This is a genomic window from Nonomuraea sp. NPDC049750 (assembly GCF_040659625.1).
Classification (GTDB): domain Bacteria; phylum Actinomycetota; class Actinomycetes; order Streptosporangiales; family Streptosporangiaceae; genus Nonomuraea.
On the sequence record NZ_JBFANB010000009.1, the window covers coordinates 285,614 to 311,105 of the forward strand.

Here is a 25,492-nt window from a genome sequence, read left to right on the forward strand (position 1 = left end):
GGCCCGGTCCGCGCGCCACTATCCGGCGCTGCCGTCAACACGCTGTCCGCTGATTCGGGACCAAAGGCACCTGTATCGAGGACTTCGTCCCCAGGTGGCGGTGGGCCTGTTCTGTGAGGCTGGAGGTGGAAGGAAGCCTCGCGAAGGAGACGCGTGATGGCCAGACGGATCGTGGTGGGCGTGGACGGGTCGGTGCCGTCGGCGGCGGCGGTGGAGTGGGCCGCGGCCGATGCCGAGCGCAGAGGGCTGCCGCTGCGGATCGTGCACGTGTGCGAGCAGTGGCCGCACAGCCCTGGTGGGTCCGCCTACTGCGCCAAGGCGCTGGAGGCCGCGGCGACGCGGGCGCGCGGGCTGGGCGCGGAGGTGACGACAGAGACGCTGACCGGGAACGTGATCGACGACCTCATCGGTGAGTCGGCGCCGGCGGACAGCGTGGTCCTGGGCAGCAGGGGACTGGGCGGGTTCGCCGGATTGGTGCTGGGCTCGGTCAGCCTGGCCGTGGCGGGGCACGCGGTCGGCCCGGTGGTGATCGTCCGCGCGCCCACGCAGGCGCGGCACGGCCGGGTGGTGGTCGGCTACGACGGGTCGGAGCACTCGCGGGCCGCCATGGAGTACGCACTGGCGCAGGCCCGTGCCCAGGGCGCCGAGCTGCATGTGGTGTACGGGTGGCGGACACCGATGTTCTCACCGTACGCGGCCGTGTCCGGCAGCCTGCTGGAGGACGCCTTCCAGCAGCAGGTACGGATGGCACGCGAGCGGGTGGCCTCCTGGCGCGAGGGCGACCCGGACGTCAAGATCACCGACGCGGAGGTGTGTGAGCACCCGGTGGCGGCGTTGATTCAGGCCTCACAGACGGCGGACCTGGTGGTGGTCGGCTCGCGCGGGCTGGACGCGTTCGCCTCCGCGGTGCTCGGGTCGGTCAGCCACGGCGTGCTGCACCACGTGACCTGCCCCGTCGCGGTCGTACGTCCACGAGAGGAGCGGTGATGAACGTCGAGTCGCTGACGGCGAAGCAGGTGATGAGCCGGATCCTGGTGGCGATCAGGCCGGAGGAGTCGTCGCTGATGGCCTGGGAGCTGATGCGCCGGGGCGATGTCCATCACCTGCCGGTCGTCGAGGACGGGCACGTGCTGGGCGTGCTGACCCGCGAGGACGTGGCCGCGTCCTGGTCGGGCGGCCCTGAGGAGCAGTTCAGGCGCCAGGTGCGCGGGCTGCTGGGCAGCAGGCGCAGGCCCCGCGTCCAGCCGGACATGTCGCTGTCGGAGGTGGCGGCCGTGATGCTCGACGCCGGGTGCGACGCGCTCCCCGTGGTCTCGGAGGAGGGGCTGATCGGGCTGATCACGGCCAGGGATGTGCTCGCCGCGGTTGCCGGCCGGGTCAGGGCCGTCGACAGGCCGGGCGAGGTCGTCACCGGGATGTTCCACCTCGACCCTGTCCTGCCCGCGGGCGACTGAGCGGCTGGTCACGGTCAGGAGCGAAAGTCCTGGGAATCGCGCCGATCCGCACGCAGCCGGGCGGCCAGCGCGGCGGCCTGGGTACGGCGTTGCATGTCGAGCTTGGACAGCAGGTTGGACACGTAGTTCTTGACCGTCTTCTCGGCCAGGAACATCCGCTCGCCGATCTGCCGGTTGGTGAGCCCCTCGCCGATCAGGTCGAGGATGTTGCGTTCCTGATCGGACAGGGCCGCCAGTGGGTCCCTCCTGGCGGCCTGCTCCCGCAGTCGTTGAAGCATCGCCGCGGTGGTCTGCGGATCGAGCAGCGACTGCCCCGAGGCGACCGTGCGCACGGCGCCGACCAGGTCGGAGCCGTGGATCTGCTTGAGCACATAACCGGCGGCGCCCGCCATCACCGCCTCGAACAGCGCGTCGTCGTCGGCGTAGGAGGTCAGCATCAGGCACGCCAGCCCGGGCAGGCGGGAGCGCACTTCACGGCACACGTCCACGCCGTTACCGTCAGGCAGCCGGACGTCCAGCACCGCCACGTCCGGCTTCAGGGCCGGGATGCGGGCGATCGCGGACTCGGCGGTGCCGGCCTCGCCGATCACCTCTATGTCGTCCTCGGAGCCCAGCAGGGCGGCGACTCCCCGCCTTACCACCTCGTGATCGTCGACGAGGAACACATGAATCATGGGACAGACGGTAGTCACCACGCGCCGCTTCTGGAAGGGACCAAAGACCTTGGCAGGCCATGTCGTCGCGTTTCGCGTGTAGAGGACCTACGACGGGATCATCCGGGCCCTTCGTCACTGCCGGTCGGAGCCGGGACGAGGGACGGTGGGGGTGGAGGTGAAGGGTTATGTCCATCCAAGTCAAGGACGTCATGGGCCGGGTCGCCATCGCCGTGCTGGAGGAGGCGTCGTTCGCCGAGATCGTGGCCGCGATGAAGCGGTTCGCGGTGGGCGCGGTCACCGTGATCGACGCCGACCGCAGGCCGGTGGGTGTGGTCTCGGAGGACGATCTACTGCTGAAAGAGGCCGATCCGGTACGGCACAGCGTGTCCATGTTCGAGTCCAGGAGGCGGCGGAGCGAGCACGAGAAGGCGGCGGCGGTCACCGCGGCCGAGCTCATGACCTTTCCGGCGATCACCGTCACGCCGGGCACCACCGTGCGTGACGCGGCTCGGCTGATGCACGACAAGCGCCTCAAGCAGCTGCCCGTGATCGACCCGGTCACCGGGCGGATCGTCGGCACCCTGCACCAGCGCGACGTGCTGCGGGTCTTCACCCGGCCCGCCGCCGACCTGGAAGCCGACGTCAGGGCCGTGCTGCCTGACACCGGAGCGTTCTCCGTCGAGGCCGACAACGGCGTGGTGACCGTCGGCGGCCGGGTGCGGCACAGGTCTCAGGCCATCGCGGTCACGGAGGCGGTCCGCAAAGTCGAGGGCGTGGTCGACGTGGTGTGCGAGGTGTCGTTCGAGAAGGAAGACCTCCTCATCGTCCCTCCGCTGCTGTAGGCGCGTTCCGGGGGATCGGCAGGACGAGATTCGACATACCGTTCGCGGCGCTGGACGCCCAGCGCCGGAACGGTTCACTGTTGCCGACAGGCAGGCCAAGAGGTGGAGCCGGCCGAGCGGATGGAGCCGACGGCTCAACCTGTGGCGACGAGGTCGCTCCGAAGGCTCTCCACGGCGCGGACCAGGGCCAGATTCGCCGCGGTCAACGTGCGTACTTCTTCCTCTAGCTGGTCGACCCGCTTCTTCAGCGCCAGCAACTCGGCGTCCAGCGCTGAAGCCTCCGCGATCATCCGTCCACCGATCATGATCGATCACACCTCCGAAATGTCTTCATGATGATGCTCGCCGCCCCCCGCGCTTCCGTACAGCGGCGAACGTCCTCATTCGCCGGGACCAACGACACTGTCCACGTCCAGCGGACAGCACGCGCTCGAAGGGAAAGGAGATCCGGGCGGAGAAGACCCGGGAGGGTCCTGACCCGGACCCGTCCCGCGGCCCAGGGAGGCCGAAGGTCCCACCGCATGGGGGACCGACGCCTCTAAGTGCCCGGCGGGACGCGCCGGACGATACAGGCATGAGACTCGGTTTCAATGGTTTCAATGGTTTCGGCGGGATCGGCCGGGCCGTCCCGCGGCGCGCGCTCCGCGGAGACCCCGACATCGCCGACTGGTACGACAACGACGCCAACCGCCTCGTCGAGATGGCATGACATGGATACCACCGCCGTGCTCGCCAGGCATTTCGACGGGAGGTGTCTGGCGAGCACTCGCACCGCCGTCTTCCACGCGGCGTCGGACCAAGGGCTCGCGGGCGAGCCGCTCACCGACTTCCTCATCGCGGTCAACGAGTGCGTGACCAACGCGCTGGCGCACGGTGGCGGCCGGGGCAGCCTCAGCCTGTGGCGGACGAACGGCGGCCTGCTGTGCGAGATCACCGACACGGGGCCGGGCATCCCCGCTCGGGCGCTCACCGAGGGCCCGCTCCCGCCGCCGGGCGCTCCCGGCGGGAGAGGAATCTGGCTGACGCGCCGGCTGGCCGACCAGGTCTCCTTCCTCACGGGTCCCGCGGGTACCACCGTGCGATTGAGCATGCGCGTGAAGCGTCCAGAAGCCCGCGAACGCCGTCGAGAGCGCCAGAGGAGTGAAGGGAGCGCGCCGATGCGCTGGAACGAGATGTCGAAAAGGCGGCAGGGCACATTGATGGCGCTGGCGTCCGTGGAGGTCGCGCTCACCGCGGCGGCCGCCGCGGATCTCTGCTTACGGCCCGCCGGCGATGTGCGCGGGCGCAAGGGCCTGTGGTGGATGGCGATCTTCGTTCAGCCGGTCGGCCCCCTCGCCTACCTGTTGTGGGGCCGGCGGCCATGAAGGCTCTGAGCGGGTTCTGGCCTCACCAGTCGTGGATCGTGCCGTCCTGGAGCCGGTTGAGCGGCAGGTAGGACGGCTCGTACGGGTGCGCGGCCGCCAGTTCCTCGTCGAGGTCGACGCCGAGCCCCGGCGCTTGTCCCGGATGCAGGTGGCCGTCGGTGAAGGTGTAGGCGTGGGGGAGCGACAGATCATCGCCCATCCGCGCTGGCAGGTCGGTGGGCATGCACCGAGGATACAGGAGGGGCCGACGGCGACGGATCCACCGGCGGAAGTCGGCGAGCGGTGGCGCGAACCGTCCGTCTCCGTCTCCGCCTAGGAGACCGGCGCCGTCCGTCTCCTTGCACTCCCGGGCCGAGGTGCCTCTGGCTTCGGCCCTCGACCAGAAACGAAGCGCACCGCGAATATCGCGACCAGCAGGAGGGCGCAGATCCATGCGAACCAGTCGCCGAGCCTGGTGTACAGCGTCGGCACCGCGCGATCCGGCAGGTCCGCGGTCACCGACACGAAGGACGCGCCCGTCGTGCGTGCCTCGGCCAGGAGGCGGCCGTGCGGGTCGCTCACGGTCAAGGCGCCCTGCCGGGCCGCCCGTGCCACCACCAGGCCGTTCTCGATGCCGCGCGTGATCGCCATCCGGCTGTGCAGCCACGCGTCGGCGCCGAAGTCCCAGGCGGGTACGAACAGCGCGCTCGCCCCGTCGCGCCGATAGTCGCGGACCAGGTCGGGGAAGTCGAGATCGAAGCAGATCGCGATCGCCCATCGCCGGCCGGATCCGGGCACGAACGCCTGCGCCTGACCGGCCGCGAAATCGCTCTCCAGGCCGGGGACGAGGTGGCGTTTGACGTACTCGACGGGCCGTCCGCCATCGGCGGGGAAGTCGATGGCCGCGTTGTACTCGCGCCCGTCCCTCGTGAGGATCAGCCCCGCGACGATGTCGACGCGGTGGCCGGAGGCGAGCCGGGACAGCGGTCCGGCGAGCGACGGCAGGTCCGCCTCATCCACCCGGAACGTCTTCTCGGGAAGGACGACGACGTCGGCCCCGCGCTCGGCCAGGGCCGGGATGCGGCTCACGTAACCGGCCAGCAGGTCGCGCCCCTCGGGATCGGTCACCGCCACCGGGTCGATCGACCGGTCGCTGGCCACCAGTGCCACCTTGACCGCTGTCCCGGCCTCGGCCGGTCGCAGCTGCCACCACCCGTAGCCCGCCACCAGGGCCGCGACCGTCGCGGCGGTCACGGCGACCCGCACCCGGCCGGCCGCACCGGGCCGCAGCAGGGCGGCGGCCGTGGCCGCGACGCCCATCAGCACGAACGTCACGCCCCATGCTCCGGTGACCGAGGCGATCTGGATGACGGGAAGGACGTCGGCCTGGGTATAGGCCAGGCTCCACCAGGCGCCGTTCGGCGTGATCAGCGACAGCGCGTAGTCGATGACGACCCACGCGGCCGGGACGACGCCGACGGCCATCAGCGGGTGCCCGCGCAGCGTCAGACCGCGGTAGGCGAGCACCACCAGACCGAACAGCAGCGCCGAGCCGATGAGCAGGAGCACGACCATCGTCGGCGGGATCTGCACTGTGTTCAGGAAATATCCCCACATGGGGGTCTGGCCGCCGAGCCATGCGAGGGACGCGGCGGCCAACGCCGCACGCGCCGAGCAGCGCGGCGCCAGGACAAGGACCGGGATCGGCGCGATCCACGTACACCAGGGCACCGGGTTCAGGCCGGTACCGAACAAGAACAGCGTGGCCGACAGCACTCCCGCGCCGATCGACCACCATCGTTGCGATCTCATCGAGCAGACTCCTCCGCCAGGGAAACTGCCTCGATCCTCCACACCGGCGCCCCGCGCCCACATCGGCGGCGAGAGTGAACTCCGCGCTCCCTCTCACGGACCGCTCAGACGCTTTATGGCCCCCTCCAGGAGCGCTCAGGCGTCGCCGGCGACGACGAGTCCCGACTCGTAGGCGAACACGACCGCCTGCACCCGATCGCGCAGCTCCAGCTTCGTCAGGATCCTGCTGACATGGCTCTTCACGGTGTGTTCGCTGACGACCATCTCGCCGGCGATCTCCGCGTTGGACAGCCCCCGGGCCACCAGCCGCAGCGTCTCGGCCTCACGGCCGGTCAGCTCGGCGAGGCGGGCGGCCAGCCGGGGCGCCACCCCATGGCCCGGCCGGAGGATCAGATCCTCGATCAGGCGTTTGGTCACCGTAGGCGCCAGCAGCGACTCTCCCGCCGCCACCACGCGCACCGCCGCGGCCAGTTCGTCGCGCCGGATGTCCTTGAGCAGGAAGCCGCTGGCCCCGGCGCGTAACGCGTCGTAGACGTACTCGTCCAGATCGAACATGGTCAGCACCAGCACCTTGGCGGATGTCGTCGCGCAGATCAGCTCGGTCGCCTCGATCCCCCCCATTCCGGGCATCCGGACGTCCATCAGTACGACGTCCGGCCGCAGCTCGGTGGCTGCCCGAACGGCCTGCGCGCCGTCGGCCGCCTCGCCGATGACGGTGATGTCGGCCTGGGCGTCGAGGATCATGGCGAAGCCGCCGCGGAACAGATCCTGATCGTCGGCCACGAGTACGCGGAGCATGTGCCTATCCAACCGGGAGCGAGGCCGCCACGACGAAGCCTTTCGCTCCCCGGCCGGCGCGCAGCGTCCCACCGCAGGCGGCGGCCCGTTCGCGCATCCCGATCAGGCCATGCCCCTGGCCGTCGGTGCCTTCGCCGTCCGCGCCCTTGCCGTCGTCGGCCACTTCGACCGCCAGAACGCCCGGCGTCCAGCGCAGTCGCACCTGAGCGGTGCGCGCGTCCGCGTGGCGCAGCACGTTCGTCAGCGCCTCCTGCACGATCCGGTACGCCGCGACGTCGACCTCGACGGGGATCGGCCGCGGCACGCCGTCGCTGGTCAAGGTCACCCGCAGCCCGGAACGGCCGGTCCGCTCGATGAGTTCCGGCAGGGCCGCGAGCCCGGGTTGCGGCTCCCGGTGATCGCTCTGGCCCGAGCGCATCGTGCCGAGCAGGGTTCGCAGCTGGGCGATCGCGCCCCGGCCGGTGTCGGCGATCGTGTCGAAGGCGGCCTGCGCGCGTGCCGGGTCGGACTGGAGCATCAGCGGCCCGGCTTCGGCCTGGACGACGATGAGGCCGACTGAGTGGGTGAGGATGTCATGCATGTCCCGGGCGATGCGCGCCCGCTCGTGAGCCGCGGCGATGGCTCGCTCCCGCTCCAGCCGCAGAGCCCGTTCGGCCAGCTCGGCGGCCCGGGCGCGGCGGGCGCGGGCGCTGGTGCCCAGCGCGTACGCGGCGACGAACGCCGTACCGACCACGCGATAGGAGTCCAGCCCTTCCTGCGGCAGCGCGAGCGAGACGTACACCCCCGCGCCGATGACCGGAACGGCCGCCAGCCGCAGCAGCGGCGGGCTCAGCGCGGCGATGGTGTAGGTGCCCACCAGCGGCCCGTACGGCAGCATCGGCTTCTCCCACATCACCAGCGCGGTCATCGCCAGCCCGACCACGCAGGTCACCACGAGCGGTGCCCTGCGCCGCCACAGCACGGGCACCGAGGCCAGCACGGCCAGCGCCACCACCCACCATGGCTGCGAGGAGGGGACGAGCGCGGGGCCGACGGTGGCCGCCGACACGGCGACCGTGATCGCGACGTCCACCACTCGTGGCGGCACGTCCGTCAACCGGGTGCGCAGCCGCTCAGTAAGTCCGGACATCTCGCTCAGTATCGGGATCCAGGCCGCCCGGCGCATCCCTCCCACGACGGATAGCGCCGTTCACTCTCAGGAGTGACCGGCTGTCGGGGCCTCTCCCTAAGATCACGCGTATGAACAAGGACGAGACCGCCGCCCTCGCCAGGTGGCTGTGGATCCCGGCGACCGGTCCGGTGCGGTGCTGCGGCCACTGGCTGAAGGACGCGGCCGGCTGGTCCCGGTGGCGAAACACGAGCGGCGGTACGCGGGCGAGCGGGAATATCGCGGTCTGACCGTCCCCATCTCCTTGGCAGGCGAACCGGCCGCCGCTCTCCGGCAGCTCGGCGAGACGGTGGAGGACACGATCGGTCCGGCCGGCAGCGGGGTCACCGTGTTCGGCGGAAATCGCTGCGTGCTCGCCCTCCGCTCCGCCGAGCGGCTCACCGTCGAGGGCTGGTTCGAATATTTCTCGCCGGGCGAGGACCAAGGCTGGTCGCAGCGGCTCGAACGGACCGTCCGATCGTGGACGCCCAACGCGGGCGGCTCCGGCGAGGTGGATGGAGAGTGACCGCGTGTCCTCACGCGCTGCCGACGCGGAGCGCTTCTTTCAGGAACACGCGGTAGACGCTGGGCGTCCCCTCGGTGGTGATGACCTCGACGATGGAGCGGACGTCGCGATCGTCGACGGCCGCGCGGATGAGCGCGTCCGCGAGGTCACGACGTGAGGTGAACCGGCCGACCATCTGCGGTGGTCCGACGGTGTATCCGGTGATCGCGCTGCCGTCGAACAGTCCCGACGGGCGGATGACGGTCCAGTCGAGATCGGTCCGGGCCACGATCTGTTCCATGCGGGCGGCGTCCTCGTACAGCGGGCGCCCCATCCTGATGAGCGTCGGCACGATCACCTTGCGGTACATGAGGGTCTCGCCGGGCGGGGGTTTCATCGGCACGCCGGTAGAGGTCACGCAGACCAGGCGCCGGACGCCGTGCGCGGTCATGGCCGCGACGATGTGCTCGGCGGACTCGGAGAACGTGGTGGTGGCCGCGGAGCCGTAGGGGACGCCGAGCGTCGAGAGCACCGCGTCATGCCCGGCCACCACCCGACGCACCGCCTCGGGGTCGAGGGCGTCCGCCTTCGCGACATTCAGCGCGGGGGCGCCGAGGGGGAAGGTTTCCGGATGCCGGGTGACAGCGGTGACGGTATGGCCCTCGGCGAGGGCTTGGGCGGTGGTGAGCCGTCCTGTCGGGCCGTTGGCCCCGAAGATCACGAGCTTCACGTACGTGGCCTCTCATGCACGCTATGTGGAGGCGCCAGTGATTTGACGCCATTAATATTCATTATAGGCAGCGTAAAGCACACGACTGCCGTTCGGGGCGCGGCGCGGGAGGCCGGACGTACGGGGCGTAAGTTCGGCGGCGTACGCACTCCCACGAGGACGCCGCTGATGCCGCCGTCCCGCTGCTGATCCCGGCCCGGCACTGAGAGCTTCCACCCGGGGCGCGCGCGGCTGAGCGCGCGCCCTCATCACCGCCATGCGTTGTCCTCGGCATGCGCGGACCCCTGTCATGCCGCCACGATCGGATTTCGCGTGCTCACCGACACCCGCGTGGCGCTGCCCTCGCAGCGCCGCCTCGCCGACCACCGATTCTTCGCCGCGTTGCTGCTCCTGGCCGCCGCGCTGCGGGTGGTGACGATGCTCGGCTATCGCCCCGTCACGCTCTACTGGTACGACTCCTTCACCTACCTCGATACCGCCGTGCACCCGGCTCCGTCGGCGACGTTCCATCCGATCGGCTACCCGCTGCTGCTGCGGGCGCTGCTGCCGTTCCACAGCGTGGAGCTGGTCGCGGCCGTCCAGCATGCCATCGGCCTGAGCACCGGGATACTGCTGTACGCGGTGCTGCGCCGCAGGTCGGCGCCCGGCTGGGTGGCGGCGTCGGCGACGGTGCCGCTGCTGTTCGACGCCTCCTTCCTGCGGCTGGAGCATGCCGTCCTGTCTGACACGCAGTTCATCTTCCTTGTCGTGGCCGGGCCGGCCATGCTGATGTGGTCGCCCCGGTTATCCGTGCGCGCCGCCGCCGGAGCGGGCCTGCTGTTCGCCACGGCCGCGCTGACCAGGACGATCGCGCTTCCGCTGCTGCTGCTCATCGTGCTCGTGCTGGCCGTGCGGCGCGTGGGATGGTGGCCACTGGCCGCGCTGGTCCTGGCCGGTTCCCTACCTCTGGCCGGCTACGCCGCCTGGTACGCCCAGCACCACGGCCGTTTCGCCATCAGCGGCGCCGACGGCGTCGCCCTGTGGGCCCGCACGATGACCTTCGCCGACTGCGCCCGCATCCAGCCGCCGCCCGATGTGGCCCGCCTGTGCCCCAACGGGACGAAGGTGGACGCGGCCTCCGAGTACGTGTGGGCCCCCGGGGCCTCGCTCAACTCGCTGCCCGGCGACCGGTTCACGCACAACGACCTCGCCCGCTCGTTCGCGATCGACGCGATCCTCGCCCAGCCGCTGGACTACCTGGCCGACGTCGTACGCGACACCGCCATCGCCTTCTCCTGGACCCCGATCCCGCACCCCGACCGCACCACCCCGGCCTTCGGCTTCAGCGGCGGGCATGGGGAACTGCCCGACCAGCCGCTGATCGACAAGGTCAAACGGGAGTACGACCCGGCCATCCGCGGTCTGTCGTCGGTGTCTTCGTACGCGGACTTCCTCATCGCCTACCAGTACGCCGCCTACCTGCGCGGCCCGTTCCTGGGCCTGATCCTCCTGCTCGGCGCGGTCGCCGCGGTGCGGCGGCCCCGCGTGGCACTGCTGCCGTGGGCCGTGGCGATGGGCCTGCTGATCGGCCCGGTCGCGGTCCTGGACTTCGACCACCGGTACGTGCTGCCCGTCATACCCGTCGCCTGCCTGGCCGCCGCCTTGGCTTTCCACCGTCGCCCCTGGCCCGCGCGACACACTCACGGCAGGGGGAGGCATGGGTTTTCTGTGGGATGCCCGTCATGCCCCGAGTACGTCTTCTGATTTTTTCCGCAGTGGGTGTCGGATGGCGTCGAGCCCGTTCGTAGCCAAGATGAGAGACCGGCGACGGGCCGGCTCGCCGAGATGAGAAGGCAAGGAGCGTGCACACCATGGACCAGGAGAACGTGAGCGCCACACTGACCGTCGTCGCGCCCGCCGCGAGGGTGTTCGCGGTGCTGGCGGACCCGGCTGCCCATGCCGCGATCGATGGCACCGGCTGGGTTCAGGAGCCTGCCGACCGGGCGCCGCTGACCGAGGTGGGGCAGGTTTTCCGGATGGCCATGTATCACGCGAAGCATCCAGACGGTGACTACCGGGTGGCCAACAAGGTCGCGGTGCTCGACCCGCCGCGCTCCATCGGCTGGCTGACGGGGACAGAGGAGGAGGACGGTCGCCTGGAGCTCGGCGGCTGGATCTGGCGTTACGACCTTACGCCGCTCGGTCCGTCCGAGACCGAGGTCACGCTTACCTACGACTGGTCGGCGGTGCCGCGGTTCAGGCGGGAGTACATCCAGTTCCCGCCCTTCGGCCCCGAGCATCTCATCAACTCGCTGCGCCACCTGGCCGAGCTCGCCGCACCGGCGTCACCCGACCGGACCACGTGACCCGCTCCACACACCCGATCCCGCGTTCGAGGAGAGCACCATGACCGCTACGTACACCTTCGACGTCTTTATGAGCCTCGACGGCTTCGGCGCTGCCGGCGGCAACTGGGGCGGCTACTGGGGCAAGCAAGGCCCCGAGCTGCTGGAGCACCGCCTCGCCCTGCACAGCGAGGAACAGCGGATGGTCTTCGGGGCCAACACGTATCGGGCGTTCGCGCGGATGCTGGCCTCGAGCACCGAGGACTCCGACGTCCGTGACCCATGGGTCACCCGGATGAGGAACCTGCCCGCAACCGTGGTGTCGACCACACTGAGAGGACCCCTCGACTGGCCGGACGCGACCGTCGTGAGCGGCGACGCCGTGGACGTCGTCGCCCGGCTCAAGGAGGAGTCCGAGGTCCCGTTGCGCTCACACGGCAGCCTGTCGATGAACCGGGCGCTGATGGCCGCCGGTCTGGTCGACCGCGTCCAGGTGACGCTCTTCCCGGTGATCACCGGCCAGACCGGAGCGGACCCGATCTTCCAGGATGCGGCCGACTTCGACCTCGAGCTGATCGAGAGCCGGACGCTCGACGGCCGTACCCAAGAGCTCATCTACCGGCCCACCCTCCATATCTGAGTCCGTCCATGTCGTAGCGGGGCGTGACGAACCGCCAGCCGTCAGGCAGGCCCGACAGCAGCAGTCCGGGCACCACGTGGGCCTCCAGGAGCGGGAAGCGGCCGTGCGGGAGATGCTGCGGCCCGGCGCGGAGGTCTCCTTCGCGGTGGCCGACCTCACCTCCAACGACGGCTGGGCGGTTCCTGGCCGCCGCCGGGGTGATGTCGCTGCCGGAGATCGCGAACCTGCCGCGGGTACGGCTCGGCCCGGCGGCCCGCCGAGTGCCGACCCGGACGGCATCGGACTGGGCGATCCGCCTTGGCGCGCTGGTGAGCCCTCGCTTCGCGACGGTCGTTCCGGACCTGGGCGTGGCACGCCAGGCGTCTAGCGCGAAAGCGCGTGAGGTTCTGGGCTGGCGGCCCCGGCCGATCGAGGAGACGATCCTGGACACCGCGGCCGGCTTGGCCGGCCTGGGCCTGTCCGCAACACAACGCGAATGGCCGACGCGTAGCCGACCCCATCTCACCGCATCGCGATCAACATCCTGCCGGATTCTGGTCGAGATCGGCCAGGAACCTCTCGGCGCGGCGGGCGAAGAGGTGGGCCCCGCGTTCGCCGGATCGGGCGCGGGCTTCGTCGGCGGCGGCTCGCACGACGTCGACGGGTTCGCCGCGGGCGTGCAGCAGGCGGGCGCGCAGCAACAGGAGAAGTCCTTCGGCATAGCGTTGGCCGTGGGCCTGGACGGCCTGGTCGGCCCGGTCGAGGGCGGTCGCGGCCTTGTCGGGCATCTCGGCTGCCAGCCACATCTCGGCGATCAGTCCGTACCAGTAGGCAAGGCCCCATCTCGGCGGGTCGAGCAGGGTCGCGGCCAGGAGATGTTCGGCCTTGGCCGCGGTGCCGGCAGGGTCGTCGCCGGTGAGGGCACGGGCCCAGTACCAGTCCAGCCATATGTAGGCTTCCTGCGCGACGCCGGGACGGTCGGCGCTGGCCGCGACCCACCGCTCGGTCGCGTGCATCGTCCAGGTCGTGTCACCGGCCATCGTGGCGGCCATGGTTTGGTAGCGGGTCCAGCCCGACATCTCAAAGGGGTCTCCCTCGGCCTGGTACACCGTGCCGAGCAGGGAACGCCCCGTCTCGACATCCCCATGCAGCGTGGTGATCACGGCCAGATAACCGACCCACTCATCCTGGATCCGCCAACGTCCGAGGTCGTCGCGGCGTCGAGCCGGGACGCCCCCGACCCGGCTGGCAAGGTGGTACATGCTTTCCTGAGCCGGCCCCGGGTGCGGGTCGGCTGAGTTCGCGAGCAGCGAGGCAATGCCGTCCGCAGTGGTACGGCCTACCCAGCTGAAACACTGATACGCCGCGCCGATGTCGCCGATGTCCCATTGGTACAGGCCCCAGGCCTGCCGGCCGTACGCCTGGATGATCGGGTCCGCGGACGCCTGGCCTTGCTCATGCAGCCGGCGAGCCCACACCCCACGGTCTTTCTCGGTGGAGACGTAGGCCCCGGTCATCCGAACGAAGAGAAACTCGGCCTCGGCCGTCTCGCGGCCGAGTCTGCGGGCAAGATATGCGCCCCGTTCCAGCAGATCGAACGTCGAGCCGCCCATTCCCGGGGGCTCGACGGCCAGGAGGTTGAGCAGCGACAGGACGGACAGTTCCAGCTCCAGCAGCCCCGCCGTCCGGGCGATCTGGACGGCCGATTCCAGGTTCCGATAGGCGGCCGCGAACGCGAGCTTGGTCGCCGCGCGGCGGCCGGCGCGCGCCAGTGCCTCCGCGGTGCGAACCGGGTCGGCCAGGGGGCCGGCGCCCCGCAGGTGGTAGGCGAGGCGTTCGGCGACGGACTCGTCGTCCGCATGGATGTGTTCGAGGGCGTCGGCGACGCGCAGATGCAGCTGGACGGCCTGCCGCCGCGCAATGGTCTCGGTGACCGACTCGCGGACCAGGTCGTGCGCGAAGCGCCACGAGAACGGGTCTTCCGGCTTGGTCTCCAGGAGACCGAGTGCTTGCAGCGGTTCGAGGCGTTCGAGGCAGTCCGCGACATCGACGCCGATCGCGCGGGCGAGCAGGTCGAGGTCCACGTCGCGGCCGATGACCGCGGCGATGCGCAGCAGGCCGTGAGCGCTGTCGTCGAGACCGGACATCCGATCGCGGACGACGTCTCGCACGGTGGCCGGCACCCCGGCCCGTACTGACGCGCCGCCGTCGCCGAGCGAGCCGCCGTCGCTGAGCAGCCGGGACAGCTCCTGGACGAAGAACGGATTGCCGGCGGTGCGGGCATGGATGCCGCGGGCGACTTCGGCACCGGGATCGTGGCCGGTCTCGCGGCGGATTAGCTCGGTCACGTCGGTCAAGCCGAGCGGGCCGAGGCGGATCCTGCGGTGGCCGGGCAGCCGGCTGGCCGCGGCCAGAACCCGCGACAGATCAGAGCCGGGTGTGGGTGCGCGATCGCGTAGCGCACCGATGATCACCGTGCCGGCGGGTAGCCGGGCCGTCAGGTGGCCGAACAGTTGGAGCGAGGCGGCGTCGGCCCATTGGAGGTCATCGACGATCAGCAGCGTGGGCTGTTGCGCCGAGGCCTGCCCAACGGCGGTGACAACCTGCTCGAACAGGCGAAACTGGGCGCCGCTGTTGGGAATGGCCGGCGCGGCGGCGTAGTCGTCTCGCGATTCCAGGAGACTGCCGAGCTCACTGGCGAGCCACTTCTCCCGCAGCGGCGCGGGCAGGCTGTCGAGAATCGGGCGGAGCGTCTGTTCCCAGGGCCACATCGACGGTGTTCCGTCGCCTTCCAGGCACGAACCCCAGACGACCAGCGCGCCACGCCGGCTCGCTTCGGTGGCGATCTCTCGTACCAGGCGGGTCTTGCCTACGCCCGGCTCGCCTTCGACGATACGGAGCGCAGGGCGGCCGGTGAACGCCATCTCGACGGATTGCCGCAGTAGGGCGAGTTCCTCGGCCCGGCCGACCAGCCCGGCTGTCGTTCGCGCCGACGCGCCGTCATCCCCAACGTCCGTACGCGCCACGAGCGGCGACGCCGAGGGCTGCGACAGCACTCGCAGGTGTGCGGCTTGCAGCTCCGGGCCAGGATCGATACCGAGCTCGTCGGCAAGGCGGGCGCGGACCTCGCGGAACACCGACAGTGCCTCCGCCTGGCGTCCCGCCGCCCCGAGGATGGAGATGAGGCCGGCCTGTACGGGTTCGTGGAACGGCGCCATCGATGCGGCCAGCTGCAACGCCGGCAGCACCCCCGCCGGTCGGCCCAGCGACACCGCCAGTTCGGCCGCTTCGGTGCACGCGGCGTGAAACTCGTCGTCGAGGGCGGCGAAGGTCGGCAGCGCGGTCGATCGGTGCGTGAACCCGTCGCCCGCACGGCCCCGCCAAAGGCCAAGCGCTTCGACATAGCGATCGAGCGCCGTTTCCAGGCGTTGCCGTGCCAGGGCCGCCTTGGCGGTCTCGACGAGTTCCCGGAAGGTGTGGAGGTCCAGGGTGCCGGGGGCGGCGGTGAACTGGTAGGAGCCGCCGCGGTGGTGCAGGTATGAGCCGGATTTACGGGCGGGGGTCGCGGGTTCGAGCAGTCGCCGCAACGCGCCGACGTGTTTGTGGATGATGTTGAGCGCGCTGCTTGGGACCTCGTGGTCCCAGACCAGGTCGATCAGCTCGCTCGTGCTGACCGGCGTGCCCACCCGGGCCAGAAGCAGGGCCAGCAGATAAGCCTGTTGCCGGGGACCGGCATCCAGTTCGACACCATCGCGCCACACCCGCAACGGGCCCAGGACCTGAAGGCGTAAGAGAGCGCCACCGGCCGGCTGATCGTCGACGCCTGGCCGGACGGGATGAACGGGCAGAGCCACCTCGGCTCCCGGGTGAGTCGAGAGATTGCCAACTAGCAAACCGTCCAAATCATATCGCAGCAGTGCGAAACCTACCGGTGCCCGAGAAGGTCAGGGCGGTCACCGACAATCGACGTGTTCTTGCTCGGCGGCCGCGGCGTAGGCGACGTCGAGGCGCTCGAACCCTGTCACCAGCGCGGGGTCGACGTCGGGCGGCGGCACCATCTCGGTGCGGCACCTCAGGTGGCGGCGGCATGGCCCCCAGTCCCACCCCGAGGATCTCCGCCGCGCGCTCCAGCGCCTTCTCCAGGTTCTTGCCCGATGTCGCAGCCGGACTCTTGCGCCGGCGCTCCAGGTCTGAGGCGCGCCTGCCGACGGGCACCTCCAGCAGCATCTGCGGGATCACCCGCTGGCGCGGCGACAGAATCCCGTACAAGGTGTTGTAGAGCCGGTCGGCCCCGAGCATTACGCCGCCGAGCTTGGCGGGACGGTCTTCGAGGTCTACCCGGCCTCCGGCCGCCGACCCCCCCACAGGCAGCCTGCGTCTGGGTGTCCGCGTCCCCGCGCACGCGGTCGTCCGCGAGCTCCCGACCGGCAGGCACCTTCTCACTGACCCAGACGGCCGCATGGTGGACCTGGAGATCACCGAGGAGACGAACATCAATGCGTAGCGCGCCTGGCGAGCCATGCGCGCGGGCTGCCTCCTGGCCGCCCTGGCACAGGTCCATGCCCCGTTCGATGGCTCAGCGGACTCGGTCGTAGACCATGGCGAGCTCGCCCAACTTGCCGGTCTCCTGGTGTGTGAGCGTCCATTTCGAAGCCGGCAGTCCGTCGTCGAACAGTCGCTGCCCGCCTCCGGCGATCTCGGGGAAGATCATGAGATACAGCCGGTCGAGCAGGTCGGCCGACAGGAGTGGCTTGATGACGCTGGCGCTGCTGTTGACGAGGATGTCGCCTTCACCGGTGGCCTTGAGGTCGGTGACGACGTCCGCGGCGGGGGCGTTCACCACGCGGGTGCGTTCCCACGGTGCCTCGGTCAAGGAGGTCGACAAGACCACCTTTTCTGTGTCGACCAGCCACTTGGCGTAGCCGCGATCACGCGGGTCGGCGTTGTCGTCTTCGGCGAGCGACGGCCAGTACCCCATGAATCCCTCGGCGTTGATCCGGCCGAGCAGCGCTGTCGTGGCGCTCTCCCAGATGAGGGTCATGTGGTCGCGGGCGACGTCGCTGGTCACATACGGGGCGAACGCGCCGAAGTCGCCGGGCCCGCCGGGGCCGTTGTAACGCCCGTCGAGAGTGAGGCTCAGGTTCGCGGTCACCCTGCGGCCGGTCGAGTTGGTCATTTCGTGCTCCTTGTCGCGAGGGTTGCCGCGAGCTTGTCGAGACTCTGGCCGAAGCCGATCTCAATGCCTGCGATGAAGTCCGCGGACTCGACGGTGCTGTCGGTGATCCGGACATGGACGTCGAGGTCGGTGCCGGTGCTGGTTGGGCGGAGGCCGAGATCGACGTGTGCGGTGAAGGCGAGGTCGCCGTCGGGAAGCAGTGGGGAGGATCGGTAGGCGAGGCGCTCGCCGGGGCGTACGTCGTCGACGATTCCCTCCGCGCGCCCGGCGACCTGGTCGGAACCGTCGGTGTCCTCGGCATCCCGGTACTCCAGGATGATCTGCCCGCCCGGTCGCGCCTCGAAGGCGAGCTCGGAGACGCGCAGGTCATCGGGTGTCCACCAGCGGGCGAGCAAAGGGGGTTCGGTGAGGTGGCGCCAGACCTGCTCGGGGCCTGCCGTCAGTGACCGGAGAAAGCTGAACGAGCGACCGTCGGCCCACCCCGGCTCCTCCGCGGCGAGCCGCTCCACGTCGAGGCTGAGCCCGTAGTGGTTGTAGGTCTCACGCGGTCCGCCGGCCTGGTCCGCGGTGTCGGCGATCCGGTTGAGCAGGGCCGCCAGGTCCCGCAGGGGGGTAGGCCGCAGCGCGTAGATACGGCGCTGACCGGTGCGCTGTGAGGTGACGACGCCGGCGCGCTCCAGGGTCTGCAGGTGCTTGGTCGTCTGCGGCTGGCGCGCCTGGGCGAGTTGGGCGAGGACGCCGACCGGGCGGGGCCGCTCGGCCAGCAGGCTCACGAGCCGCCAGCGGGCCGGATCGGCCAGCGCGGTGAGAAGTATGTCCACTGCGTCCATGGCGAGAAGTATTCATCATGGAGAATATTCGTGTCAAGGAATATCTTAGGGCCTCCCCCTGGTCGCTGCGGGGTGTCGGTGGATGGCTCCGGGGCCGGGGTCGAGGGTGACGGAGTCCAGGTTGACGTTGCCGTTGTCGTTGGGGCCGAAGGCGAAGATCAGCGGGGTGGCCGGGGTGAGGAGGAGGCTGAGCTGGTGCTCCGACCAGGTGTCCCAGTTGGCCAGGGTGGGGAGCTTGAGCCGGCTGGACCGGGTGCCGCTGCTCAGCGTCATGGTCTGGGTAGTGCCCATGGCGTTGGCGTAGCGGAGGCGGAGGGTGTAGAGGCCGCCGACGGTGACCGGGGCGTTGAACCGTACGCTTTCCTTGGTCTTCATGCAGGCCACGAAGCCGGTGCCGGTGTAGCCGGTGTGGTCGGTACGCAGGCACGCGCCGCTGAGGAGTTGCGCGGATTCCGCCTCGATCCTGCGAGGCCCGGCGGCGAGCACTCCGCTGATGGCCAGCAGGTCGGCCGCGACGTCCGCCGGGATCGGTGCGGCCGTGACCAGGGCCGTGAACCGGTTGAGCGCTTCCCTCATCCCCGCCGGGTCGTCGGCGGCAGCGGCGGTGATCGAGGTTTCGACCTCGGTGCCGAGCCGGCCGGACAGTGCCCGGGTCGAGGGCTCCAGCGTCGGTCGCGAGCCGCACCTTCAGCGCGAGAGAGAACAGCGCCTGCGGTGGGCCGAGCGGGGCGGCGAGCCGGTCGTCGATGGCGGTTCGGGCTTGCGCGCTCACCTCGGCGAGGGGAAGACCATACAGCGCCAGCCGTACTTCCTGGAGCCTCAGGAGACGGCGACGCTCCGCACCTGGCCCGCGGCGCGACCGTTGAACAGCCGGGTCTGGAATTCGGCCACCGTGCTGCCCTTGTTGGTCAGGGGAGCCTGCACGGTGAGCTGCTGGGTGGCCGGGTCCAGCACCGCTTCGGGGGTGCCGTATCCGGCACGGGGGTCGGCGTACCAGGGGAGTTGGTCGAGGTCCCGGCCGGTCGCGGGTCTGATCCTGACGGCCTGCCCGCCGGCGGCGACCAGCGACATGGATAACCGGGTGGACGATCGGACCAGCGTCTTGCGGATCTCGACGGGCAGCGGGTCGCCCTTCCAGGTGGTCTCCTGGGCGTCGGCGTAGGTCTCCGCCACGAAGGTGCCTTGGGGGAGGAACGACAGCGGGACCTGGAGGGTCCGGTCGTTCTCGTCGGTGATCGCGCCGAGGTACCAGGTGCCCCCGTCGCGACGGGCCGTCACGGTGTAGTCCCCGATGACGCTGTCCAGGACGCGGGTCTCGTCCCACGTGGCGGGCATGTTCTTGAGGAAGGCGAATTCGGGGTGGGCGGCGTAGTTCCCGGGGGTGTCGGCGAGCATCTGCATCGGGCTGAAGAACGTCGGGTACGGCGCGAGCTGCGCGGCCGAGGTGGTCTGGACGCGGGTGCCGAGCCTGGCCGGGTCCCAGGTGACGTTCAGGACGCCGGGCGTGTAGTCGGCGGGTCCTCCGATGAATCGGGTGAAAGGGAGGATCGTGGCCTGCGCCGGCGGGTTGCCGTTGACGCCCATGTAGTTCTGCTGCTCCATGCCCGCGACGCCCTCGCCCGTCATCATGTTCGGGTAGGTGCGCGCCAGGCCGGTGGGTTTGATCGCCTTATGCGCGTCGATCGTGATGCGGTGCCGGGCCGCCGCGTCGATCACCCGCTGGTAGTGGCGGACGGCCTCCTGGTCGTAGTGGCTGCGGTTGACGCCGCCGAGCAGGAATTTGGTGGCGTAGCCCGTCTCGACCGCGTGGATGCCGAGTTCCTCGTACCGGGAGAAGATCTTCTCCAGGTTCTGGTCGTCGATGTCACCGCGGGTCTCGTTGTGGGCGATGTACCCGATGCCGTTGTCGCTCGCGTGGTCAAGGATGACGACGGCCACCGTCATCGCGAGGAGTCTTCGCCGCGCCGCGTCCGCTCGCTTCATGCGCACCTCATTTGCTGGGAAGGCACTTCGCCGGGCCGGACGACTCGCGAAGTACCAGCTCGGTGGGCAGGCGGATCGCCTCGCCCTCGCGTTGTGATCGTGCGGCGAGCCGCTCGATCAGGAGCTCCACCGCGAGCCGACCGGCATGCGAGCCGGGCCCGGCCAGGGTGGTCAACGAGGGATGGACGAAGTCGGCGGCGAAGATGTCGTCGAACCCGATCACGCTGATGTCGGCCGGGACTCGGACACCGCGCTGGGCGAGACGTCGGATGATTCCGATCGCCAGGAGGTCGTTGTGAGCCACGACCGCCGTCACACCGGTACGCAGTGCTCCGTCGGCGGCGGCCCCGCCGTTGGCGACGTTGGGGGCGTACGGACCGATCCGGTGCGCCGTCAGACCGTGCGCTTCGGCCCCGGCGCTCAGTGCGGCCCAGCGCGCCGCACCTATCCAGGAGCTGGGTGGCCCGGCGCAGTAGGTGATGCCCTGATGTCCGAGCGAGGCCAGGTGTTCCAGGATCTGCTGACAGCCGGCGCCGGTGTCGAACGTCACGCTGGTCAGCCCGGGCAGCTCTCGGTTGAACAGCACGATCCGGTGCAGTTTGGCGAGGTCGCGCAGGACCTCGTCGTCGAGTCGGCTGGAGGCCAGTACGAACCCGTCCACGCCGGTGGCCAAGCCGCGAATCTGGTTCTCCTCGATGCGCCGGGATTCCTCGGCGTTGACGATCACCAGCGTGACATCGGATGCCTTCGCGCGCTGCTCCGCGCCGCGGATGAGCTCGAAGAAGTGGGGATTGGTGATGTCGGAGAGCACCATGGCGACGGTGCGGTGGCGGACACCGGCGAGAGCGCGGTTCTGTGGTCTGTGCTGGTAGCCGAGCTGCGCGGCGGTGGCGATGATCCGCTGTCGCGTCGCTTCGTTGACCCGGCCGGGTTTGTTGAACGCCCGGGTCACCGTCGACGCGGCCACGCCGGCGGCTCGCGCGACGTCAAAGATCGTGGGCTCCACGAACGCATCTAGTCACGCGATGGAAATTCTGGCAACACCTTGCAGAAATTGTCGTCTGGTACCTACGTTCCGATCATGCCGGCCACGTCAGGCCGTGTCGGGCGAAAGGAGCGAGGGATGTCGCAGCCCGGACAGAGACTGCCGCGCATCGCGGGTCGGGCCAGGCGATGGTCCGTGGCTGTGACGATCGGCGCCCTGCTGGCCGCGTCGCTGACGTGGGTGGGGGTGACGCCGGCGCAGGCGTCATCGACCGGCTTCACCATCTTCGACGGGCGTACGACCGCTCCGATCCTGATCGACCCGTCCTATGGCGGCGATCACGCCGATCGGGACTACACGCAGATCCGCCGCGCGGTCCAGGACCTGCGTCAGGATGTCGCCATGGTGACCGGGGCGATCGATCCCGGCGAGGTGCAGAGCCTGTTCGTCGACGACACGCCCGCCAGGCAAGCGCGGCTGGCGAAGGCCGACCAGCGCAAGCTGCCGGCCCTGCGGACCAAAGCCGCGGGCCAGAAGACCGCGATCATCGTCGGCCAGCTCGGTCAGAGCCGGCTGATCGACGCGATCGTCGCGGCCGGCAAGTTCGACGAGGCCGCCGGGATCAAGGGCAAGTGGGAGGCGTACGCGACCAAGACCATCAAGAACCCGGTTCCCGGGGTCGGCGACGCACTGGTGATCGCGGGCAGCGACGCCCGCGGGACGATCTACGGGATCTACTCGATCTCCGAGGAGATCGGCGTCTCGCCGTGGTACTGGTACAGCGACATGCCGGTCAAGCGGCGCGATGACATCGAGGTCGAAGGCAAGGCCAGGGTCGACGACGGGCCGGACGTCAAGTACCGCGGCATCTTCATCAACGACGAAGAACGCACCATGGTGTGGGCGAAGAAGAAGTTCCCCACCGGCAACGGCACGCCTGATGTCAACTACTACCGGCACGTCTATGAGCTGATGCTGCGGCTCAAGCTGAACACGTTATGGCCGGCGATGCACCTGGCCTCGAGGGCGTTCAACGCGGTCACCGACACCGGGACGTACGACAACGGAACCCCGGTCAATGCTCGCGAGGCGTCGGCGTTCGGCGTGGTCGCCTCCTCCTCTCACGCGGAGCTGATGCTGCGCAACAACGAGGGGGAGTGGCGGCAGTGGTACGACCGCAACAAGGACGCGCTCGACATCAAGGGCGCGGACGCCGTGGCGGCCTACGACTATTCGATCAACAAGCCCGCGATCCTGGAGTACTGGCGCCAGCGGGTGGTCGCCAACTCCGGCTTCGAGAACATCCTCGCCCTGGGTATTCGCGGGGTGCACGACAGCGATCCGGTGTTCACACCCGGCAACCCGTACGGGTTCAAGGACAAGATCGAGATGCTGGCCGACGTCATCAGCGAGCAGCGCAAGCTGATCGCGGCGGTCTACGGCAGCGCCGACGCCGTGCCGCAGGTGTTCATCCCCTACAAGGAGATGAACGATCTCTACAACGCCGGGCTGAAGAACTACATCCCCGGTGACGTGACCCTGATGTGGGCCGAGGACAACCAGGGCTACCTGCGCCAGGTGCCCACCCGTACCGAAGCCGCCCGGTCCGGCGGGAACGGCGTCTACTACCACATCTCCTACTGGGGCGAGCCGAAGAGCTACCTGTGGCTGAACTCCACGCCGATGTCCTTGATGGTGCAGCAGCTGCACCGGGCGTGGAACTCCGGCGCGGGGCGCTACTGGATCCTCAACGTCGGGGACATCAAGCCCGGCGAGATCAAGCTCGACCTGTTCGCCAAGCTCGCGTGGGACGTCAAGGGCTATGACGACACGAACATCGGGAGCAGGTTCCTCACCGAGCAGGTGCGGCGAGACTTCCGGCTGAAGGGCGACGACGCCGCCGTGGTCACCGACGCGCTGGAAAGGTTCGACGCGCTCGAGAGCACCAAGCGCGCCGAGTTCTGGGGGGAGATCAACTCCTCCAACGCGAGCTCGGGAAGGATCCACAACGGTCAGGTCTTCCCGTTCAGCGCCACCTCGGACGGGGATGAGCTCCAGCGCTACATCAACGAGTCCAACAAACTGGTGGCGATTCTCGAGGGTGTTTCCGCGAAGCTCGACCCGCGCTATCGCCCGGCGTTCTATCAGCAGGTGCTCCACCGGGTCCGGTCCTACCGCAACATGGCCGAGCAGATCGGCTACTACTGGAAGAACCAGCTCGCCGCCGCCCAAGGCCGCTACGCCGGCGCGGGAAGCTACGAGCTGCTCTCGAAGCAGGCCCGTGAGCGCGTTCTCACCGACGAGGACTACTGGAACACGATCAGCGGCGGCAAGTGGGACCACGCCATCGGCCACAGCCATCCCGAAGGCTTCCCGAACGAGGGCACCGTCATGCTGACCAACGACCGGTACGCCCGGGTGGCCACACTGGCCGACGCGGTGGGCGCCGCCGCCGAGGGGAGCAAGGAGCCTGGCCGTGGCACGCTGGCGTTCAACTCGGCCGCGCCCGACGACAAGCGGTTCTTCGACGTGTTCTCCCGGGACGACGCGGCCAGAGCGCAGGAGTGGGTCGCCGAGGCGGACGCTCGGTGGATCACCCTTTCCCAGCGCTCGGGCACGACCGCGACAGAGCAACGGGTCACGGTGACCGTCGCCAAGAACCACCCGGCCGCGACGGGGACGATCCGGGTCTTCAACGCCGTCAACAGAGCCAAGGTCGGCGACCCGGTCGCGACGTTCACGGTCGAGGCGGCGCGGGCGGCCGTGGACCTGCGCTATGCCGAGCGCGGGCACCTGGAGGCCAACGGATACGTGGCCCTTGAGGCCGAGCACTTCGCCGAGAACGTGCCCGGAACCGACGGGAGCCGGTGGGCCCCCCTTGAGGGCGTGGGTCAGCGCGGGGCGTCGATGGGCGGCTTCCCGGAGATCGCGCCCCGGGTCGACTCCGGCTTCGAGACGACCGCCCGCCTGAGATACCGCGTCTACTTCACCTCCACCGGGAAGTTCACCGGGACCTTCTACCGCATTCCAACCCTGAACGAAGGCACAGAGGACAACGGCACGCCGCGAACCGCGCGTACGGCGATCGGGCTCGACGCCCAGGCGCCCGGCCTGCTGCGCGGCAACTCTGTCGCCGGTACGAGCACCAGCCCCTGGGGCTTCAACATCATGCGTCAAATCGAACCCCTGAACTTCACCATCGACGTGACCACACCGGGCTGGCACGACCTCGTGGTCTACCGCTCGGACGCGGCGATCCTCTTCGACCGCATCATCATCGAGACCCGCGCCGGCGCGGCCGGTGACGGCCTGGTCGGCCCGCCCGAGAGCCCGAACAACATCGCCCCACCCCAGAAGGCCACCGTGGCGCCTGTTCCTGACGAGATGCCGAGGCTCCGGCGGCTGCCCGCGATCCAGACGTCGGTGGGCGAGACGAGCACGATCACGGGTGTACGGGATGTGGCGGCCGCGGAGTCCGACAACGAGACCGCAGTGTCGGTCGCAGTGAAGGACGGTCAGGTACAGGTCACCGGACACCGGGCCGGGAAGGCCGAGCTGTCCATCACCGCCGCCGGCGGTGAGGCCTGGGTGGCGCCTGTCACGGTGGGCAGAGCCACTGGGGCACCGGTCGGCGCCTATCTGGAGCGGAACGGTTCGGTCGTCTTCGACGCGGCCGACGCGCTGGAGAAGAGCGCTGCCGCCAACGCGGCCGACAGCAACAACGGCACGCACGGCTGGGCGCTGGCCCGCAACGGTCTCCAGGTCGTCCCGCCGGCCGACGCCAGTGCGAAGGCGCAGTGGCTGGCGACCTCGGCTGCCCAGGCCGAGGCGTTGTTCAAGGCCGGCCCGACACAGAAGGTCAACGGGAGCTCCGCGGCGGGAGCACCACCGCGGCTCGACTTCACCGTCGACATCCAGACCGGTGGCACGTACTACCTGTTCGTCAACACCAGCAACCCGAACGCCGACGCCGACTCCTACCACGTGGTCGTCGACGGGCAGTGGAGATACCAGTCGAACAAGTCCGGGCCGGAGACCGGGTTCGAGACCTGGTACGGCAGCACGAGCGTCGCCGCGGCCGCGCTGGCGCTCGGGCCGGGCGAGCACACGATCTCGCTAGCGCCTCGCGAGGCCGGGCTGGTGCTCAACCAGATCGTCCTGACCACGGACGACACACCCGGCCTGACCGGCTTCCAGACCCCCAGCGGCCGGAAAGCGAGCGCTTCATGACGCTCTGACGTGGCCGGAGTCACCCGATGACCTTGCCGGCCTTCCGGCGGCGGCCGTC

The 25,492-nt window shown here is 69.8% G+C and carries 24 protein-coding genes; 10 read left to right on the top strand and 14 right to left on the bottom strand.

Translation table 11 applies throughout. From position 1 onward, the window contains the following. The first annotated feature begins 156 nt into the window (after positions 1 to 156). Both AB0J16_RS25210 and AB0J16_RS25215 read left to right on the top strand, forming a co-directional pair. Positions 157 to 987, top strand: a complete 831-nt coding sequence (locus AB0J16_RS25210) for a universal stress protein (protein WP_358543724.1) — start codon at positions 157 to 159, stop codon at positions 985 to 987. Next, positions 987 to 1,454 carry a CBS domain-containing protein gene (locus AB0J16_RS25215; RefSeq protein ID WP_358543726.1) on the top strand — a complete coding sequence of 156 codons (468 nt, stop codon included), beginning with the start codon at positions 987 to 989 and terminating at the stop codon, positions 1,452 to 1,454. The genes AB0J16_RS25210 and AB0J16_RS25215 overlap by 1 nt, the downstream gene beginning before the upstream one ends. Before the next feature lie 14 nt (positions 1,455 to 1,468). Here the strand turns inward: AB0J16_RS25215 and AB0J16_RS25220 are convergent, their stop codons facing one another. After that, positions 1,469 to 2,128, bottom strand: a complete 660-nt coding sequence (locus AB0J16_RS25220) for a response regulator transcription factor (protein WP_358543728.1) — start codon at positions 2,126 to 2,128, stop codon at positions 1,469 to 1,471. A 167-nt stretch (positions 2,129 to 2,295) separates the two neighbouring features. On the opposite strand from AB0J16_RS25220, the gene AB0J16_RS25225 reads away from it, so the two are divergent. Further along, positions 2,296 to 2,952 carry a CBS domain-containing protein gene (locus tag AB0J16_RS25225; RefSeq protein WP_358543731.1) on the top strand — a complete coding sequence of 219 codons (657 nt, stop codon included), beginning with the start codon at positions 2,296 to 2,298 and terminating at the stop codon, positions 2,950 to 2,952. Between the two features lie 134 nt (positions 2,953 to 3,086). Here the strand turns inward: AB0J16_RS25225 and AB0J16_RS25230 are convergent, their stop codons facing one another. Then, positions 3,087 to 3,257: a hypothetical protein gene (locus AB0J16_RS25230; protein WP_358543734.1), complete on the bottom strand. Its 171-nt coding sequence runs from the start codon at positions 3,255 to 3,257 to the stop codon at positions 3,087 to 3,089. A 269-nt stretch (positions 3,258 to 3,526) separates the two neighbouring features. On the opposite strand from AB0J16_RS25230, the gene AB0J16_RS25235 reads away from it, so the two are divergent. Then, positions 3,527 to 3,661 carry a hypothetical protein gene (locus tag AB0J16_RS25235; protein ID WP_358543737.1) on the top strand — a complete coding sequence of 45 codons (135 nt, stop codon included), beginning with the start codon at positions 3,527 to 3,529 and terminating at the stop codon, positions 3,659 to 3,661. A gap of 1 nt (position 3,662) precedes the next feature. Further along, a complete protein-coding gene (locus AB0J16_RS25240; protein ID WP_358543739.1) occupies positions 3,663 to 4,316 on the top strand; it encodes an ATP-binding protein in 654 nt (217 codons plus the stop codon). Positions 4,317 to 4,338: 22 nt separating this feature from the next. Here AB0J16_RS25240 and AB0J16_RS25245 read toward each other — a convergent pair whose 3' ends face one another. The 4 genes from AB0J16_RS25245 to AB0J16_RS25260 all read right to left on the bottom strand — a co-directional run bounded on the left by AB0J16_RS25245 (position 4,339) and on the right by AB0J16_RS25260 (position 8,034). Continuing rightward, positions 4,339 to 4,539: a hypothetical protein gene (locus AB0J16_RS25245; RefSeq protein WP_358543741.1), complete on the bottom strand. Its 201-nt coding sequence runs from the start codon at positions 4,537 to 4,539 to the stop codon at positions 4,339 to 4,341. Between the two features lie 89 nt (positions 4,540 to 4,628). Then, the gene (locus tag AB0J16_RS25250) at positions 4,629 to 6,107 is read right to left on the bottom strand and encodes a nitrilase-related carbon-nitrogen hydrolase (RefSeq protein WP_358543743.1); all 1,479 of its coding nucleotides are present in this window, start codon (positions 6,105 to 6,107) and stop codon (positions 4,629 to 4,631) included. 135 nt (positions 6,108 to 6,242) lie between these two features. Continuing rightward, on the bottom strand, positions 6,243 to 6,905 hold the full coding sequence (locus AB0J16_RS25255) for a response regulator transcription factor (protein WP_358543746.1): 663 nt from the start codon (positions 6,903 to 6,905) through the stop codon (positions 6,243 to 6,245). Positions 6,906 to 6,909: 4 nt separating this feature from the next. Next, positions 6,910 to 8,034: a sensor histidine kinase gene (locus AB0J16_RS25260; RefSeq protein ID WP_358543749.1), complete on the bottom strand. Its 1,125-nt coding sequence runs from the start codon at positions 8,032 to 8,034 to the stop codon at positions 6,910 to 6,912. A 142-nt stretch (positions 8,035 to 8,176) separates the two neighbouring features. Here AB0J16_RS25260 and AB0J16_RS25265 point away from each other — a divergent pair, with 142 nt between their 5' ends. After that, a complete protein-coding gene (locus tag AB0J16_RS25265; protein WP_358543751.1) occupies positions 8,177 to 8,578 on the top strand; it encodes a hypothetical protein in 402 nt (133 codons plus the stop codon). Positions 8,579 to 8,588: 10 nt separating this feature from the next. Here AB0J16_RS25265 and AB0J16_RS25270 read toward each other — a convergent pair whose 3' ends face one another. Continuing rightward, entirely contained in the window at positions 8,589 to 9,287 is a 699-nt protein-coding gene (locus AB0J16_RS25270) for an SDR family oxidoreductase (protein WP_358543754.1), read from the bottom strand. Positions 9,288 to 9,599: 312 nt separating this feature from the next. Between AB0J16_RS25270 and AB0J16_RS25275 the strand changes: the two genes are divergently transcribed. The 3 genes from AB0J16_RS25275 (at position 9,600) to AB0J16_RS25285 (ending at position 12,251) form a co-directional block, all read left to right on the top strand. Beyond that, entirely contained in the window at positions 9,600 to 11,030 is a 1,431-nt protein-coding gene (locus AB0J16_RS25275) for a hypothetical protein (protein WP_358543757.1), read from the top strand. A gap of 107 nt (positions 11,031 to 11,137) precedes the next feature. Next, on the top strand, positions 11,138 to 11,632 hold the full coding sequence (locus AB0J16_RS25280; RefSeq protein WP_358543759.1) for an SRPBCC domain-containing protein: 495 nt from the start codon (positions 11,138 to 11,140) through the stop codon (positions 11,630 to 11,632). Positions 11,633 to 11,672: 40 nt separating this feature from the next. Then, positions 11,673 to 12,251, top strand: a complete 579-nt coding sequence (locus AB0J16_RS25285) for a dihydrofolate reductase family protein (protein WP_358543761.1) — start codon at positions 11,673 to 11,675, stop codon at positions 12,249 to 12,251. Here the strand turns inward: AB0J16_RS25285 and AB0J16_RS25290 are convergent. The 7 genes from AB0J16_RS25290 to AB0J16_RS25320 form a co-directional block, all read right to left on the bottom strand. Next, positions 12,223 to 12,681 carry a hypothetical protein gene (locus AB0J16_RS25290; RefSeq protein WP_358543764.1) on the bottom strand — a complete coding sequence of 153 codons (459 nt, stop codon included), beginning with the start codon at positions 12,679 to 12,681 and terminating at the stop codon, positions 12,223 to 12,225. The two genes, AB0J16_RS25285 and AB0J16_RS25290, sit on opposite strands and share 29 nt — an antisense overlap. An 85-nt stretch (positions 12,682 to 12,766) precedes the next feature. Further along, on the bottom strand, positions 12,767 to 16,084 hold the full coding sequence (locus AB0J16_RS25295) for a BTAD domain-containing putative transcriptional regulator (protein ID WP_358543766.1): 3,318 nt from the start codon (positions 16,082 to 16,084) through the stop codon (positions 12,767 to 12,769). Between the two features lie 722 nt (positions 16,085 to 16,806). Further along, entirely contained in the window at positions 16,807 to 17,406 is a 600-nt protein-coding gene (locus tag AB0J16_RS25300; RefSeq protein ID WP_358543769.1) for a dihydrofolate reductase family protein, read from the bottom strand. Then, positions 17,403 to 18,236 (bottom strand): metalloregulator ArsR/SmtB family transcription factor, encoded by an 834-nt coding sequence (locus tag AB0J16_RS25305; RefSeq protein ID WP_358543770.1) that lies wholly within the window; start codon positions 18,234 to 18,236, stop codon positions 17,403 to 17,405. The genes AB0J16_RS25300 and AB0J16_RS25305 overlap by 4 nt, the downstream gene beginning before the upstream one ends. A 45-nt stretch (positions 18,237 to 18,281) precedes the next feature. Beyond that, positions 18,282 to 18,812, bottom strand: a complete 531-nt coding sequence (locus tag AB0J16_RS25310; RefSeq protein ID WP_358543773.1) for a hypothetical protein — start codon at positions 18,810 to 18,812, stop codon at positions 18,282 to 18,284. A 243-nt stretch (positions 18,813 to 19,055) separates the two neighbouring features. After that, the gene (locus AB0J16_RS25315; RefSeq protein WP_358543775.1) at positions 19,056 to 20,219 is read right to left on the bottom strand and encodes a glycoside hydrolase family 97 catalytic domain-containing protein; all 1,164 of its coding nucleotides are present in this window, start codon (positions 20,217 to 20,219) and stop codon (positions 19,056 to 19,058) included. 7 nt (positions 20,220 to 20,226) lie between these two features. Then, on the bottom strand, positions 20,227 to 21,225 hold the full coding sequence (locus tag AB0J16_RS25320; RefSeq protein WP_358543777.1) for a LacI family DNA-binding transcriptional regulator: 999 nt from the start codon (positions 21,223 to 21,225) through the stop codon (positions 20,227 to 20,229). 117 nt (positions 21,226 to 21,342) lie between these two features. Here AB0J16_RS25320 and AB0J16_RS25325 point away from each other — a divergent pair, with 117 nt between their 5' ends. Next, positions 21,343 to 25,434: a glycosyl hydrolase 115 family protein gene (locus AB0J16_RS25325; protein ID WP_358543779.1), complete on the top strand. Its 4,092-nt coding sequence runs from the start codon at positions 21,343 to 21,345 to the stop codon at positions 25,432 to 25,434. Positions 25,435 to 25,492 lie beyond the last annotated feature (58 nt).